The 15,246-nt window shown below is 61.2% G+C and carries 12 protein-coding genes; 6 read left to right on the top strand and 6 right to left on the bottom strand.

Features of this window, described 5'->3' with window-relative positions; all coding sequences use genetic code 11:
* Nucleotide 1 precedes the first annotated feature (1 nt).
* A complete protein-coding gene (def, locus tag KTJ77_RS07540; RefSeq protein WP_217337799.1) occupies nucleotides 2-493 on the top strand; it encodes a peptide deformylase in 492 nt (163 codons plus the stop codon).
* 64 nt (nucleotides 494-557) lie between these two features.
* Here the strand turns inward: def and KTJ77_RS07535 are convergent, their stop codons facing one another.
* Nucleotides 558-2,384, bottom strand: a complete 1,827-nt coding sequence (locus KTJ77_RS07535; RefSeq protein WP_217337798.1) for a long-chain fatty acid--CoA ligase — start codon at nucleotides 2,382-2,384, stop codon at nucleotides 558-560.
* Between the two features lie 254 nt (nucleotides 2,385-2,638).
* Here KTJ77_RS07535 and KTJ77_RS07530 point away from each other — a divergent pair, with 254 nt between their 5' ends.
* From KTJ77_RS07530 to KTJ77_RS07520, 3 genes are all read left to right on the top strand, one after another.
* Nucleotides 2,639-3,574: an ROK family protein gene (locus KTJ77_RS07530; protein WP_217338392.1), complete on the top strand. Its 936-nt coding sequence runs from the start codon at nucleotides 2,639-2,641 to the stop codon at nucleotides 3,572-3,574.
* Entirely contained in the window at nucleotides 3,574-4,257 is a 684-nt protein-coding gene (locus KTJ77_RS07525; protein WP_217337797.1) for a 1-acyl-sn-glycerol-3-phosphate acyltransferase, read from the top strand. The genes KTJ77_RS07530 and KTJ77_RS07525 overlap by 1 nt, the downstream gene beginning before the upstream one ends.
* Before the next feature lie 80 nt (nucleotides 4,258-4,337).
* Nucleotides 4,338-5,669 carry a class II 3-deoxy-7-phosphoheptulonate synthase gene (locus tag KTJ77_RS07520; protein WP_217337796.1) on the top strand — a complete coding sequence of 444 codons (1,332 nt, stop codon included), beginning with the start codon at nucleotides 4,338-4,340 and terminating at the stop codon, nucleotides 5,667-5,669.
* A gap of 110 nt (nucleotides 5,670-5,779) precedes the next feature.
* Here KTJ77_RS07520 and pknB read toward each other — a convergent pair whose 3' ends face one another.
* Nucleotides 5,780-7,795 (bottom strand): Stk1 family PASTA domain-containing Ser/Thr kinase, encoded by a 2,016-nt coding sequence (gene pknB, locus KTJ77_RS07515; protein ID WP_217337795.1) that lies wholly within the window; start codon nucleotides 7,793-7,795, stop codon nucleotides 5,780-5,782.
* Nucleotides 7,796-7,894: 99 nt separating this feature from the next.
* Here pknB and KTJ77_RS07510 point away from each other — a divergent pair, with 99 nt between their 5' ends.
* Nucleotides 7,895-8,245: an Rv2175c family DNA-binding protein gene (locus KTJ77_RS07510; protein ID WP_367948859.1), complete on the top strand. Its 351-nt coding sequence runs from the start codon at nucleotides 7,895-7,897 to the stop codon at nucleotides 8,243-8,245.
* A gap of 50 nt (nucleotides 8,246-8,295) precedes the next feature.
* Here KTJ77_RS07510 and KTJ77_RS07505 read toward each other — a convergent pair whose 3' ends face one another.
* Complete coding sequence (locus tag KTJ77_RS07505) at nucleotides 8,296-9,369, bottom strand: polyprenyl synthetase family protein (RefSeq protein WP_367948858.1); 1,074 nt, start codon at nucleotides 9,367-9,369, stop codon at nucleotides 8,296-8,298.
* A gap of 69 nt (nucleotides 9,370-9,438) precedes the next feature.
* Here KTJ77_RS07505 and KTJ77_RS07500 point away from each other — a divergent pair, with 69 nt between their 5' ends.
* Complete coding sequence (locus tag KTJ77_RS07500) at nucleotides 9,439-9,870, top strand: DUF3040 domain-containing protein (RefSeq protein ID WP_217337794.1); 432 nt, start codon at nucleotides 9,439-9,441, stop codon at nucleotides 9,868-9,870.
* 56 nt (nucleotides 9,871-9,926) lie between these two features.
* Here KTJ77_RS07500 and KTJ77_RS07495 read toward each other — a convergent pair whose 3' ends face one another.
* The 3 genes from KTJ77_RS07495 to KTJ77_RS07485 all read right to left on the bottom strand — a co-directional run bounded on the left by KTJ77_RS07495 (nucleotide 9,927) and on the right by KTJ77_RS07485 (nucleotide 14,888).
* Nucleotides 9,927-11,438 (bottom strand): M17 family metallopeptidase, encoded by a 1,512-nt coding sequence (locus tag KTJ77_RS07495; RefSeq protein ID WP_217337793.1) that lies wholly within the window; start codon nucleotides 11,436-11,438, stop codon nucleotides 9,927-9,929.
* 58 nt (nucleotides 11,439-11,496) lie between these two features.
* Complete coding sequence (locus KTJ77_RS07490) at nucleotides 11,497-13,137, bottom strand: AbgT family transporter (protein ID WP_217337792.1); 1,641 nt, start codon at nucleotides 13,135-13,137, stop codon at nucleotides 11,497-11,499.
* Between the two features lie 176 nt (nucleotides 13,138-13,313).
* Nucleotides 13,314-14,888: an SLC13 family permease gene (locus KTJ77_RS07485; protein WP_217337791.1), complete on the bottom strand. Its 1,575-nt coding sequence runs from the start codon at nucleotides 14,886-14,888 to the stop codon at nucleotides 13,314-13,316.
* Nucleotides 14,889-15,246: the final 358 nt, after the last annotated feature.

Raw genomic sequence — 15,246 nt, 5'->3', positions numbered from 1 at the left:
CATGGCAGTGCGTGAAATCCGCCTGTATGGCGACCCGGTATTGACGACGCCGTGCGCGGAAATCACCGACATCGATGACGGTATTCGGGCGCTCGTGCAGGATCTCCTCGACACGGTCAAGCTTCCGGGTCGTGCTGGCGTTGCAGCGCCGCAGATCGGTGTGAGCCTGCGCGCGTTCAGTTACAACATCGATGGCGACATCGGTTACGTATTGAATCCGCGCATTGTTGAGCTCCGCGGTGAACCACAGCCGACGGGAGAAGGGTGCCTTTCGGTTCCGGGTCTTTGGCACGACGCACTGCGTAGCGAGTACGCGCGCGTTGAAGGAATTGACCTTGATGGCAACCGCGTGGTGTTGGAAGGGACCGGGCTGATGGCTCAGGCGCTCCAGCACGAAACTGATCACCTTGACGGCATGGTGTACTTGCGACGACTCTCGCCTGAAAACCGCAAAATTGCGATGAAGCAGGTTCGCGAAAGCAACTGGTTCTGACACTTTGAACAACGAGTGAGGCCCTTCGGATCCGAGAATCCGAAGGGCCTCACTCGTTGAGAAACTATCCGACCGAGACGTTGTTCGTCGCGACCGGCTCCGAGTACAGTGCCTCGATCTGGTCTTTGAAGTCAGCCGTAATGACGTGACGCTTAATCGACATCTTCGGCGTCAGGTGGCCTGACGCTTCCGTCCATTCGATCGGCAGAATCACGAACTTACGGATCGACTCCGCACGAGAGACCGACTTGTTGGCGCGGTCGATTGCGCGCTGAACTTCGGCGCGTACCGTTGCATTCGTTGCCGCCTCAGCCAGCGACATGGTTGCGCTTAGCCCGTTGTTCTCCAGCCACGTCGGGAGCATTTCCGGGTCAAGGGTAACGAGCGCTGCAATAAACGGGCGCTGATCGCCGACAACGACAACCTGACCCACGATCGGGTTCGCGCGAATCGGGTCTTCCAGCGTCGCGGGGGAGACGTTCTTTCCGCCCGCGGTAACCAGAATCTCCTTCTTGCGCCCGGTGATCGTGAGGAAGCCTTCGCTGTCAAACGAACCGAGGTCGCCGGTCTTAAACCAGCCATCGTTGAACGCCGCAGCCGTGGCTTCCGGGTTGCGCCAGTATTCCTTGAATACGTTGATGCCGCGGACTTCGATCTCGTTGTCTTCGCCCAGGCGAATTCCAACGCCAGGGAGCACCGGCCCCACGGTTCCAATCTTCGACTTGCGAGCCTGGTTCACCGTCGCAGGAGCCGTCGTCTCGGTCAGACCATACCCCTCGAGGATTGTGATGCCGAGGCTGTGGAAGAAGTGACCGAGGCGTGCGCCAAGGGGAGCGGAACCAGAAACCGCGTAGGCAATGTTGCCGCCCATAGCTGCGCGCAACTTCGCGAAGACGAGCTTGTCGAAGATGGCGAACTTGATCTTGAGACCGAGCGGAACCTTCTTGCCGTCCTGGAGCAGGGTGGAGTGCTCGATAGCGGCAGCCGCGGCTGCCCGGAAGATCTTGCCCTTGCCGCCTGCTTCAGCCTTCTGCTCTGCCGAGTTGTAGACCTTCTCGAAGACGCGGGGAACCGCGAGGAGGAAGGTGGGCTTGAACGAGCCCAACGCAGGCAAAAGGTTCTTCGTGTTCGGTTCGTGACCGGTGCGCACACCAGCGTGAATCGTCAGGATCGAGATGAAACGCGCGAACACGTGCGCCGTGGTGATGAACAGCACGGTGGAAGCACCGGGCATTTCCAGCACCTCAGCAAGCGACTTACCTGCGTTGCGGCACAGCTCAACAAAGTTTGCGTGCGTGAGCACACAGCCCTTGGGCTTGCCCGTCGAGCCTGACGTGTAGATCAGCGTGGCAATGTCGTCGGCATTGGCGATGTTACGACGACGCTCGATTTCAGCGTCGTCAACGTCCTTGCCTTCTTCGGCCAGCTTGTCGAGGTCGCCGAGGTGCAGCTGCCAGGTCTTACGGATCAGCGGCAGGTCGCCGCGAACCTCGTCAAAGCGGGCAAAGTGCTCGGGCGATTCCAGAATGACGGCGACGGCACCCGAGTCTTCCAGGTTCCACTGGATCTGCGCAGGGGAGCTGGTCTCGTAGATCGGAACCATGACGGCGCCGGCAAAGAAGAGACCGAAATCCACGAGCGTCCACTCGTACGTGGTGCGGGCAGCAAAGCCCACTTTGTCGCCAGGCTCAATACCGTTGGCGACAAATCCCTTGGCCAGGGCAATCACCTGGTCTTGGAACGCAGCGGCGGTAATATCTCGCCAACCATCGCCTTCCGGGACGCTAAAAAGGACTCGATTCGGCGTTTTCTTGACGCGTTCGACGAGTAGATCGGTGATGTTCGCCTGCGGGTCTGCGGGGACGATAGCAGGTACTTCGAACTGGACCACGGCAACTCCTTCGGTACCGGATGTGTCGGGCAGATGTGCTCGCTTGAGTCTAGGGGAGGAATCGCTCATTTCACTGAAACTGGGTCCGATGATTTTTGAAACTCAGTATGATCGTGACTCCAGCAATCTCCGGTTTTCCCTATGGTTCCGCCGCTTTTGCCATATTCCGGCTCGCAGACATCTTCCGTCTTGGATCGCCGTGGATCGCTAGACTTCAAGGGCTCCCGCGAGTGTCGGAGGCGAGAAAGGGCGTTGTGTTCACGATCGGTATCGACATTGGCGGAACCAAGATCGCGGCAGGACTCGTCGCGAGCGACGGTTCGCTGCATCGACAGACGCGTGTCGCGACCTCGACGTCGTCCGACGAGATCGTTGGTGCCGTTGTGCAGTTGGTGCGTGAGCTCAGCGACGGCGCGCAGGTCTCGGCGGTGGGTGTCGCTGCTGCCGGATTCGTTGACCACGAACGCGGAACCATTTCAAGCCCGAACATTGCATGGCGCGATGAGCCGCTACGCGATCGCGTGAAGGCCGAAATCGACCTGCCTCTTGTTCTCGAGAATGATGCGAATGCGGCGGGGTGGGCAGAGTACCGCTTCGGTGCTGGTCGCGATGTGAAGAGCATGGTGATGCTCACCATGGGCACCGGAATCGGTGGCGCCGTCGTTTCTGAAGGTGTCTTGCACCGGGGTGCCACGGGCATGGGCGCTGAACTCGGGCACGTGCGCTTTGAACGCAACGGGCTGCTCTGCGGATGCGGCCAGCGCGGTTGCATTGAACAGTACGCTTCGGGTCGCGCGCTGCAGCGCGTTGCCAATGAGCTCGCCGACGCAGGCGGTATCGGCGTGGTGCTCGCTGAGCGTCGCGCGCGGGACGGCGACATCGCTGGCCACACGATTTCTGAGCTCGCCCTCGCCGGCGACCGGGGCGCGTTGGAAGCGGTGCGTTCGGTATCAGCGGCACTCGGCGAAACGTGTGGCTCCTTCCATGCCATTCTCGAACCGCAGCGTTACGTCATCGGTGGGGGAGTGTCAGCGTTGGGTGAGCTTGTTCTTGCGCCCATGCGCGATGCGTTCCTTGTACACAGTCCGATGCATCAGAAGCCGGTTGCGGGTATGTTCCAGATCGCTGAACTTGTGAATGACGCTGGCGTGATTGGCGCAGGTGACCTCGCCCGACAGGAGACCAACTGATGATCTATTGGGTCATGAAGTACATCTTCATTGGGCCGATCGTTAAGGCGATCTGGCGTCCATGGGTGGTGGGCAGGCGCAACATCCCGAAAACGGGCGGCGCCATTCTCGCGTCGAATCACCTGTCCTTTGCCGACTCGATCTTTCTGCCTTTGATGATCGATCGGCCGGTCAGCTTCTTGGCGAAGAGCGATTACTTCACAGGCAAGGGCGTGAAGGGGTTCCTCACAAGAATCTTCTTCAAGGGCACAGGTCAACTCCCGATTGATCGTTCTGGTGGCAAGGCGTCAGAAGCCTCCCTCAACACCGGACTCCGCGTGCTCGGTCGTGGCGATCTGCTCGGAATCTACCCCGAGGGTACGCGCAGCCCAGATGGCACGCTCTACCGCGGTCGCACCGGAATTGCCCGGATGGCGCTCGAATCGAAGGTTCCGGTCATCCCCCTCATCATGGTCGATACCGACACGATGATGCCGATTGGTCAACGAATGCCGCGCGTCGTGCGCGTCGGTGTGGTGATCGGCGAGCCGATCGACTTCTCCCGTTTCGAGGGCATGGAATCGGACCGCTACATTCTGCGCAGTGTGACCGACGAAATCATGATCGCGCTGCAACAGCTTGGTGAGCAAAAGTACGAAGACGTGTACGCGTCCACCGTGAAAGATCGCCTAACGACGAGCTAACGGGGCCGCGCCACACCCGGCTGTCGTCGTGCGACGTCACACTGTGCCGCGTGGGGTAACTGCGGTCATAGGATGGAGCTATGCCCGCAGTAGACCTCGATTCCTGGCGTTCCCTTCCCATCAAGCAACAGCCGCAATGGCCGGACGCCGAGAAGGTTGCAGAAGCCTCACGTAAGCTCTCCGCCTTCCCTCCGCTGGTGTTTGCGGGTGAGGTCGATATGCTTCGCGAGCGCCTGGCGGCAGCCGCATCGGGTAAGGCATTCCTGTTGCAGGGCGGCGACTGCGCTGAAACGTTTGCCGGTGCGAACGCCGACAACATCCGCAACCGCATTAAGACCATCCTCCAGATGGCCGTGGTGCTGACCTACGGCGCTTCGATGCCCGTCATCAAGATGGGCCGCATGGCTGGACAGTTCGCAAAGCCGCGTTCCAGCGACTTCGAGACCCGTGGCGACGTCACATTGCCTGCGTACCGCGGTGACATCGTGAACGGCTACGACTTCACCGAAGCATCGCGCACGGCAGATCCCGAGCGCCTGCTGCAGGGCTACCATATGGCCGCCTCCACGCTGAACCTCATCCGTGCGTTCACGCAGGGTGGCTTCGCCGACCTCCGCGAGGTGCACAAGTGGAACCAGGGCTTCGCAGCGAACCCCGCTAACCAGCGCTACGAGGGCCTTGCCGCTGAGATTGACCGTGCGATCAAGTTCATGGAGGCTGCTGGCGCAGACTTCAACGAGCTTCGTAACGTCGAGTTCTACACCGGCCACGAGGGCCTGCTGATGGACTACGAGCGTCCGATGACGCGCATTGACTCCCGTACCGGAACCCCGTACAACACGTCGGGTCACTTCCAGTGGATCGGTGAGCGCACGCGCGAACTTGACGGTGCACACGTCGATTACTTCTCGAAGATCCGCAACCCTATCGGTGTGAAGCTCGGACCGACGACAACCCCGGAGACGGCGCTTGCCCTGATCGACAAGCTTGACCCTGAGCGTGAGCCGGGTCGCCTGACCTTCATCACCCGCATGGGTGCAGGCAAGATTCGCGACGCACTCCCGCCGCTGCTCGAGGCAGTGCAGGCATCGGGTGCGACGCCGCTGTGGGTCACCGACCCCATGCACGGCAACGGCATCACCACTCCGACCGGATACAAGACCCGTCGCTTCGACGACGTGGTCGACGAGGTGCGCGGCTTCTTCGAAGCGCACCGCGCCGTTGGCACCTACCCCGGTGGCATTCACGTTGAGCTCACCGGTGACGACGTCACCGAGTGCCTCGGAGGTTCCGAGCAGCTCAATGAGGCCAGCCTCGCGACCCGCTACGAGTCGCTGTGCGATCCGCGCCTCAACCACATGCAGTCGCTGGAACTCGCTTTCCTCGTCGCTGAAGAGCTCGAGAAGCGCTAGACCCAAAAGAGAATCGCCCCGTCGAGAGACGGGGCGATTCTCTTTGTGGTCACGAGGGGTGACGGAACCACTCACGTGCGATCAAGCGCAGGGAGCGAGTCGTGGTGGAGCTAGATGACGAGCTTGACCTGGAGATAGATCGTGGTGCCGGGGAGGAGCTGTTCGCCAGGTGACACCGCTCGTCCGCCGGAATCGCCGAGGCGCATGCTGGTGACCTCGAGGTTGTCGCCGCTAATGATGCTGATGGACGCGTAGTCCACGGTGAAGCCGGCACTGCTGAGGATATATTCCGCGTCGGTGCGGGACGCGCCGATGACTCCGTCAGGAACGGTGATCGGCTGCGGGCCGAGAGAAACCGTCAAAGCGACTTCAGCGCCTGGGCGGTAGATGCCGTCTTCCTGATTGTTGGACATCGCCATCACATTGCCCGCGGCCACGTCGTTCGAGTACTCCTCGGTGATCGCGCCGACCGTCATCTTTTGCTTCTCGATCGCCGCACGGGCATCCTCAAGGGACGTGGGTGTCGAGACGAGATCCACAACGGGTCCGAGTGATACCCAGATGCGCGCAGTGTCACCGGCAAATGCGGTGCACGTGTCGCCGCACTGGAAGTAGTCCGTTTCGCCGCCACCGCGCGGATAGATGACCATCCAGATGATCTCACCTGCCGCCTTTTCGGCGCTGTACTCGGTGTCGATCTTGTCGGCCGGAAGGTCGATTCCCAGCTCTTTCAGCGTGGCTGTCAGGCTCTCTTGCGTCTGGCCGACGGTCGACGGAACCGTGACCTGCTGGGGTCCGGTGGAGACGACCAGCGTGACGACGCTTTCTTTCTTCACCGAGGTTCCGGCTTGGGGATCAGACGAAATCACCGAACCAGGTGCCACATCGAGACTTGCTGCCTCGGTGCGTTTCACCTCAAGATCGACGTCGGCGAGGCGCGCGCTGGCCGTGTCAAAGGTTTCGCCCACCACGACGGGCACGGCAACGTTGGAGCCGGGGCCGGAACCAAAGAACCAGCCAGCACCGCCTGCCACCGCTGCGAGCACGAGCACAAGCAGCAACGCCACAACGCTACGACGTCGACGTCGCACGGTGACGCGTCGGAGGCGCGTGGCGTTGTCTGGGGCTTCCGTCGGGGGAGCAGTCGGGCCGGTGGCGGTCATACCGAGCGCCATGGATCCGGTCACGGGAAGCACAGATGTGTGACCGCCCGTATCGTACTCGTCGAGGATGACGGTCTGGTTCGTGAACGGCTCATCGTCGGTGATGGCGGGCGCGATGCCCAGTTCGCGCTCAATCTCGCGTAGACGATCCAACATCACCTGGGCGTCGAGCGGACGAGCGTCTGGCTCTTTCTCCGTCGCCCACAGCACGAGCTCATCCAGTTGTTCCGGAACACTCGGATTCTTTGCGCTGGGACGCGGCACCGAGTCGGTCGCATGCTGAAACGCGATCTGCATGGGCTGCTCGCCGCGGTACGGCTGCTCGCCAGCGAGCATTTCGTACAGCATGATGCCAAGTGAGTAGATGTCGCTGCGTGCGTCTGCCGTGCCTCGCGTCACGAGTTCCGGCGCTAGGTAGGCGATGGTTCCCATCAGCTGTGCGCCGCTGGCGGTATTCGCCGTCGTTGCGCGCGCAAGACCGAAGTCACCGATCTTGATTCGGCCATCTTCGGCCAACAACACGTTTTCTGGCTTGACGTCGCGGTGCACGATGTCAGCGCGGTGGGCCGCTGCCAGACCGGAGAGGATGGCATCCATCACCGTAATCGTCTGTGCGATTGACAGCCGACGCTGTTCTTTCAGGAGCTCACGGAGCGTGATGCCGGGAAGATACTCCATCACCAGGTAGGCGAGTTCGCCGTCCTGGCCCTGATCAAAGACATTGACGACGTGCGGATCGGCCAGTCGCGCCGCTGCGCGGGCCTCCTGAATAAAGCGCCCCTGGAACACCGTGTCGTCGCTCAGGTGCGCATGCATGACCTTGAGAGCGATTCGCCGTTCCAGTCGCAAGTCGGTCGCCACGTACACCGTCGCCATACCGCCTCGGGCGATGCGAGCGCGTACCCGGTATCTGCCGTCGACAAGCCGCCCGATGAGCGGGTCATTCGGCTGGGTAGGGCTCACGAATCGAGTCTACGAAAGGCAACCCTGAGAACATGGCAACGGCGCACCTTGTAAACAGAGAATCTGCCATCCATGGCCGAGAAGTGACATAGTTGAAGGGTGAATACCGACATCACGTCCCCTGTTGAAACTGACTGGCTTGCCGTCCCTGACCTCGTCGCGACTCTCGGCGAATCGGTCGGGCGCGTTCACCGTCTCATTGACGAGAACTACCTGATTGGCAGCCGCCGCAATGGTGCTCTCATGGTTCCGTCGGTCTTTTTGGTCGACAACGAGCCACTGTCATCGTTGCGCGGCACCATTATCGTGCTGAAAGACCTCGGTTTCTCAGACGACGAGGTCATTGACTGGCTCCTGAACACGGAACCATTGATGGGCCAGGCGCCGATTACATCGTTGCGCGCCGGACGCAAGTCTGAAGTGCGTCGCATCGCGCGCACGCTGATTTAACCCTTCAGGTCTGCAGAAGACTCTCTGCAGACCTGAAGATTACGCCGCGACTACGCGTTGCGGTGGATGGCGGCTTCTGCGAGGCGCGTGAGCTCGTCGCGCGCGGTCTGCAAGAGCGGGGCGGTCGCGAGTTCGTGGAATGCCGCCACCGCGTGTTCGCTGATGAGGGTTTCGACGCGCTCCAGAGCACCTGATGCCGTCATTTCGCGCTGCATGTGCTGAACCTCGTTGTCAGACAGATCGCGATCGCCGAGCGCTTCGTCGAATCGGTCCTTCGCGTCGGGGGAGAGTCGTTCGCGGGTGTAGGCGACAAGGAGCGTGCGCTTACCTTCACGAATATCGTCTCCGGCCGGCTTTCCGGTTTGCGCGGTGTCGCCGAAGACACCGAGCACATCGTCGCGAAGCTGGAAAGCGATTCCGATGTGGTGTCCAAACGCCCGCAGGCTCGCACGCTGCTCATTGGTTGCGCCTGCGAGCGCTGCGCCGATGATCAGGGGTTGCTCGACGCTGTAGCGGGCGGACTTGAGCGAGGCAATTTCGAGCGCGCGCTCGGCGTGCTCGCCTTCTGGTTGCGTGACCCACGCCGACTCCTGCGCGACATCAAGAAACTGCCCGAGCGTTACGTCGCGGCGCATTCGCGCGTATTCGGCGCGGACGAGTGCTGCATGGGGGTGGTCGGCGATGGCTGCTTCGACGAGGTCGTCGCTCCATGCCACCAGCAGGTCGCCAAGCAAGATGGCGCCGGAAACACCAAATTCTTCGCTGCTTCCGGTCCACCCGGCGTCACGGTGGGCGATTTCCAGCGCGCGGTGTGCAGACGGGCGCCCGCGGCGCGTATCGGAGTGATCGATCAAATCGTCGTGAACGAGTGCCGCTGCCTGAAAAATCTCCAGCGCGCTAGCCACGGCGACGGCTTCTTCCGCGAGTGGTTCACCGCCCGCGGCCACCCAACCGGTGTGGCAAAACTGGGCACGCAACCGTTTTCCGCCTGTCAACGTCACGGCGGCGGCGTCAAAAAGTTGACGGGCAATGGGGCCCGTGCTGGCTGCCGCGTCGCGTTGGTCGGCGACGAATCTACTGAGTCGCTGAGAAACTTGCTCTACAAGGTGCATCGGGTCACTCACGAGGCCTAGCCTAGTGTTGATCCTCCGGGATAAACTGGGGCGAACTCGATATCGAACAAGGGGGGCCGCATGCCACTCTCAGAACAAGAGCAACGAATGCTCGATGAGATGGAGCGCAATCTTCTGCGCACAGACGCAGATGTTGTGAGTGCGACGCCGACGGGCGCACCGCTGAACTACCGCAACCTGGTACTCGGAGCCGTGTTCGTGGTCGTCGGCCTCGGGGCCATGGTGGCTGGTGTTGCGATGTTCCAGAGCCTCGGCTCGTCGCAGTTCATTGGCATCATTGTCGGTCTGCTTGGCTTTGCACTGATGTTCTTCGGTGTCGTGTACGCCGTGAGGCCTTCCGCAAAGACGGAGATCCCTGCGCACCTCGAAGACTCGTTCGCCAGCTCCTCCAGCGCACACCGTGGTTCCGCACCGCGCACTGGCAGCAAGCAGTCCGGTTTCATGGATCGCATGAACGACCGCTGGGATCGACGCCAGAACCCCGAAGACTAAGTTTCATCAAAAAACCCCGCACCGATGGTGCGGGGTTTTTTGATGCCTGCGGGGCGTTACGTCGACTGGCCGCCAAATGTATGTGCGGCCTGGAGGAGGAGCCTGGCGCCGAAGCCGGTAGCGCCTGCGGTTCGCCAGCTGTCATCCTTCTCGACCTGCATGGTGCCAGCGATGTCAATGTGTGCCCACGGTGTGCCGTCGACGAAGTGCTCAAGGAACAGCGCCGCCGTTGTTGCGCCAGCGAATGGGCCACCCAGGTTCGAGATGTCAGCGATTTCCGAGTCGAGTTGCTTGCGGTATTTCTGCTCGAGCGGAAGCTGCCACACGGGTTCGTCCGTGACGGCGGATGCGCTGCGCACCAGGTCAACCATCGCGTCATCGTTGCCGAACACGGGTGCCGTCGCCTGGCCAAGAGAAACCAGAGCGGCCCCGGTGAGCGTTGCGATGTCGATAATCGCATCGACGTCATCTTCGGTGGCGAGCACAAGAGCATCACACATCACCAGGCGCCCTTCGGCATCGGTGTTCTTGACCTCAATCGTGGTGCCGCCACGCGCGGTCAAGACATCACCGAGCTTGTACGCGGTTGCCGACGGCATGTTGTCTGTACACATCAGCCAACCGGTGACCTTCGCACTGACATGGCGATCACGGAACCCCGTGAATGCGCCAAGCACGGCGGCCGCACCGCCCATGTCCATCTTCATGAGCAGGTGCATCGGGTCGCTGGGTTTGAGGCTAATGCCGCCCGAGTCGTACATGATGCCTTTGCCGACAAGACCGAGGTGCCTCGAAGGTGCCACGTCTGGCGTGTAAGTGAGCTTGATCATGCGTGGTTCTTCAACGGATCCCTGGTTGACGCCGAGCAGCCCACCACACTCGAGGGTGATGAGGGCGTCACGGTCGAAGAGCTCGACCGTGAATCCAAATCGACTGCCAAGCTGCTCTGCAATTTCACCCATGTTGACGGCGGTCAGGTGACCGGGCGGAGTGTTTGCGAGATCGCGCGCAACGACTCCGGCGCGCACGTTGCACAGCGCCTCGTTGATCGCCGCGGTGGATTCTTCGGTCGTGGGCACATCGATAGTGAAGGCAACAAGCGAGGTGGGCGCTTGCGATTTCAGCGTGCTGAAGCGATAGCGGGCGAGCAACGCACCCTCCGTCAGCGCTTGCACTGCCTGCGCGGGAGCCACACGATTGAGGGCGTCGATGCGGATGGCAAGTCGGCTGTGCTTCGCTGTCGCACGCACCAGGGCGGCAGCGGTGTCGCGCAACGAACTCGGCGATGTTTCGGCACTCTTACCCAAGCCAATCAACACTGTCGTTGGCCCCTTGGCCGATGTCAGAGTCAGCGTGGTTCCGGCTTCACGCGTGAAGCCCAAGGCCGCGAGACGGTCGTTGTCCAGCCCGACCTCCGCTGGTGCGTCGGCATCTTCGTAGACGCCAATCCCGATGGCGTCGTGGGCGTCATCGGGCGCGCCGACGGTGATCTGAATCGCGTCGAGTGCATCGAGCCCGGGGAGGGACGGCAGGTCAGCAGGGATGAGTTTGTTTGGTCGGCGTTGCATGGCGAAACTCCTTGCGGCTTGAATCTAAAGGGAAACGTCGAACGTGGCAGACCAGGGGCTAACCGATCTGGACGGGTGAATCTGGGCCCCAGGGGATTCCGAGGAGGAACCACACAATGAAGAGTGCGACCCAGGCGAGCAACATCCACAGCGCGTACGGAATCATCAGCGCAATGATGGTTCCGATGCCCGCATCCTTCTTGTAGCGCTGAGCAACGGTCACCATGAACGGGAGATACACCATCAACGGCGTCAGCACGTTGACGGGAGAGTCGCCGACGCGGTAGGCGGCGAGCAATGTCTGTGGCGCCACGTCCAGTGACGCGAAGATCGGAATGAATACCGGGGCGAAGATCACCCACTTGGGGACGAGCCCAGGCAGGATGAAGTCAAGAACGACGATCACCAGAATGAAGATCAGCAGGAGGACAATCGCGGGCACATTGGCCTGCTCCAGCAGTTCGGCAGCTGACACGGCGGCGACGACCGGCAGATTCGTCCAGTTAAACAGGGCGATGAACTGCGCGATCATCAGGAACATCACCAGCAAGCCGCCGAGGCTTCCGAAGGTCTTTGCGATGGCAGCCACCGAGGCGTTACCGCCGGTCAGCGTCTTCGCTCCCGCACCGTATGCGACACCGCAAACGAGGAAGGCGAGAGAAATGATGAAGACGAGGCTTGCCATGAACGGTGTCGTGCCGATGATGTCACCGGTGTCTGGATCGCGCAGTGGTGCGCCGGGCGGAAGCGTCAACGCGAGAATAATTGCGACGAAGCCGAGCAACGCCCAGAACGAGAACTTGAGGCCGCGTGCTTCGGCATCATGGCTGGTGTGTTCTGCGTCTTCATCGACGGTGAGATCGGCGCGGTCGTATGTGCCCAATCGCTTCTCCGTGATGAAGATTGTCACCAGCAGCGCAACGGTCGCCAGCAGGAATGTGGAGACGATGCCGAAGTAGAAGTTCTGAGTGACTTCGATCGGTTCCATTCCGGCGGAGGTGAGCACCTCGTTCGTGACTTCCGTCAGCATGCTGTCGCTCGGGGTGATCAGCAGATTCGCGCCGAAAGCGGCGCCAACGCCCGCGAACGCTGCCGCGAGGCCAGCGAGGGGATGACGCCCGACCGTGAGAAACGCGGCTGCGGCAAGCGGAACCAAAATGAGGTAGCCGGCGTCGGTGGCAACGGAGGAAATCACGCCGACGAAGATCAGGATGAAGGCCAGCCAACGTCGGGGCGCCACCTTCACGACTCGGCGGATGAGGGCACCCATTAGCCCAGCGTGTTCGGCGACGCCAACACCGGCCATGGCGACGAGCACGACGGCGACAACGCTGAAGCCTGCGAAGTTGTCCACGAATGACGAGAAGAAGAATCTGAGACCTTCGATGGAGAGCAGATTCTGCACCGTGAAGGTGCGCTCTTCCACGATGTACTCGGGGACCTCGGCGGGCTGACCGGTCGTCGAATCTGAGATCACCCAGTTGCCACCGAAGTGTTCGTTGACAGCTGCAAATTGATCATGGGGGACAGGCGTGACGATTTCGTCGGTGACGGAAACCCCAATCCACGCCAGGATTGCCGATAAGACCGCGATCAGTCCGATCAAATACAGGAACATGATCGACGGGTTGGGAACCTTGTTCCCGACCTTCTCGATCCAGTTCAGTAACCCGGAGTTGGGTTTCTTCTCAGCGCTCATGGCCGACCCGTTCGCCTACGAACGGGAGATAAAAGTGCGATCAACGACATTTCAGGTACCTCGCATCTGGAACAAGAACCGCAATGGATGTCTTACCGGGCGAGAAGCTCCGTCATATCAGGTGAGAGCGTCGCACTTGACTTGATAATTCCAGTCCACTGCGCGCCGCGCAAGACTCATGCCGTGACCGAAAAAGGCCAGATGAGCGGAACCATGAAGGTGGCGATCGTGAGAAAGAGGAGCGCGAGGGGGAGGCCGAGCTTCCAATAGTCGCCGAAACGGTAGCCGCCAGGTTCCATCACCATGAGATTTGCTGGCGTGGCAATCGGTGTCAGGAAGGACGCAGCACCAGCGACGGTGAGCGCCATCATGAACGGCATGACGGAGACATCGAGGCTCGTTGCCACGGCGATAGCGATGGGAGCAACGACAAGCACCGTGGCGGTGTTGCTAATCAATTGTCCGAGCACGATCGTGAGCGCGCAGATCGACAGCAATGCCACATGCGCACTGGCGTTGCCGACGATGGCGAGCAACCACTCTGCGATCAAATCTGCCGCGCCGGTGCTCGTAAATGCCGTGGAGAGCGGGATCATTCCGGCAACCAGAATGACGGTTGTCCAGGATATTGAACGATATGCCTGATCAACGCCAACGGTCTTCGTTAATACCAGGGCGCCAGCCGCGATCAGGCCCGCAGTGGCGGGCGGAACCAGGCCTGTTGCGAGGAGTACCACCATGGCCAGCAGAATCGTCACGGCGCGTTTCCATCCGCGGGCGAGGGGCACGCTCCTGCGGAGAATGGCGGTGGCATTGACGGCAAGAACGTCTTGCCCCTGTGTGTGGCGCTCGAGATCATCCCACGCGCCGCGCAGGAGAAGAGTGTCGCCTGCGAGCAAGCGCACGTCAGCGCCGATGAGGTGATCATCGCCTCGGCGTGCGCCGAGAATGACGAGGTCGCCGCTTGGGGTCGTCATTCCGGGGAAAACGTGCATGCCGATCAGGGGAGAGCGCGGAGGCACAACGACTTCGGTAATGCCACGGTCAGGACCGAGAAGCGCCGGGGCGTCGGGTTCAAGCGCGTACTGCGTCCGGAGCTCGCTCGCGAGCCAGCGGAGATCCGGGGGCATGAGTGCACCTGACCGCTCGGGGAGCACGCGCTTTCCGAGAAATAGCACGATCAGGATAGTGCCGACGACGAGCGGAACCCCGACCAAAGCGAACTCGAAAAAGCTGAATGCTCGTCCTCCGTTCTCTTCGGCGAACTCGGAAACGATGATGTTCACCGGCGTGCCAGTGAGCGCCAGCATGGACCCTGCGTGGGCGGCAAAAGCGAGCGGCATCAGCAACTGGGACGCCGGAATTTTGGAACGCACGGCAACGACAACCACAAGTGGGAGGAGCGCTGCCACGGCGCCATTGACGCTGATAAGCGCGGTGAGCACAGCGACGAGAAGACAAATCAGCACAAGGAGGACGGTATGGCGGCTTCCTGCCGCGGCAAGCACCTTTTGACCGGCCCACGCCGTGACACCGGTCGCATCTAGAGACTCGCTAACCACGAAGAGCGCAGCGATAAAGAGGACAGTCGGATCCCCAAATCCGGCAAACGCTTCAGGAAGAGATAGAACGCCCGTGAAGAACAGCGCGAGGGCGACGCCGATGGCAACAAGCGCGATTGGAATGCGGTTACTCAGAAACCCCAGGATGGCGAAACCGAGGATTCCGAGACTCGCGGCAATCGGATCCATGGGCGCCCCTTCTGTCGGTAAACCCGTGGTGGCCATTCGGCTCTCAAACTAGCGGCACGGTGGTGGCGGACACCAGTACCCCCGCGGCAGGAATGCAGTGCCCCACTTTGCTCCCCGGGGTGCTTTGTCCTCCCTTTTGCGCCACATGGCCGCGGGTTTTGACGGGTCTTGACCGCGATTCGGCCAATTATGGCCATAAACCGGAACGCATGCGCCATTTTCCTCCACCGTCTCACGCCCAGTAATCACGCGGAAGTTTCGTGATCAGACGGGAATATTGTGGTGATTTCGTAGACGAGGTGGGGGGAAGTGGAGTAAAGTGGGGTGCATACCGAACCGAGGCCGACGGGAAGGGGGG

The organism is Microbacterium sp. NC79, assembly GCF_019061125.1.
Classification (GTDB): Bacteria; Actinomycetota; Actinomycetes; order Actinomycetales; family Microbacteriaceae; genus Microbacterium.
This window is presented reverse-complemented; position numbering and strand designations above follow the sequence as displayed.

Bases quoted from the DNA above. Each gene is read 5' to 3' on its own strand.
- def (WP_217337799.1), top strand. From the start codon at position 2: ATGGCAGTGCGTGAAATCCGCCTGTATGGCGACCCGGTATTGACGACG.
- KTJ77_RS07525 (WP_217337797.1), top strand. From the start codon at position 3,574: ATGATCTATTGGGTCATGAAGTACATCTTCATTGGGCCGATCGTTAAG.
- KTJ77_RS07520 (WP_217337796.1), top strand. From the start codon at position 4,338: ATGCCCGCAGTAGACCTCGATTCCTGGCGTTCCCTTCCCATCAAGCAA.
- KTJ77_RS07500 (WP_217337794.1), top strand. From the start codon at position 9,439: ATGCCACTCTCAGAACAAGAGCAACGAATGCTCGATGAGATGGAGCGC.
- KTJ77_RS07495 (WP_217337793.1), bottom strand. From the start codon at position 11,438: ATGCAACGCCGACCAAACAAACTCATCCCTGCTGACCTGCCGTCCCTC.
- KTJ77_RS07490 (WP_217337792.1), bottom strand. From the start codon at position 13,137: ATGAGCGCTGAGAAGAAACCCAACTCCGGGTTACTGAACTGGATCGAG.
- KTJ77_RS07485 (WP_217337791.1), bottom strand. From the start codon at position 14,888: ATGGATCCGATTGCCGCGAGTCTCGGAATCCTCGGTTTCGCCATCCTG.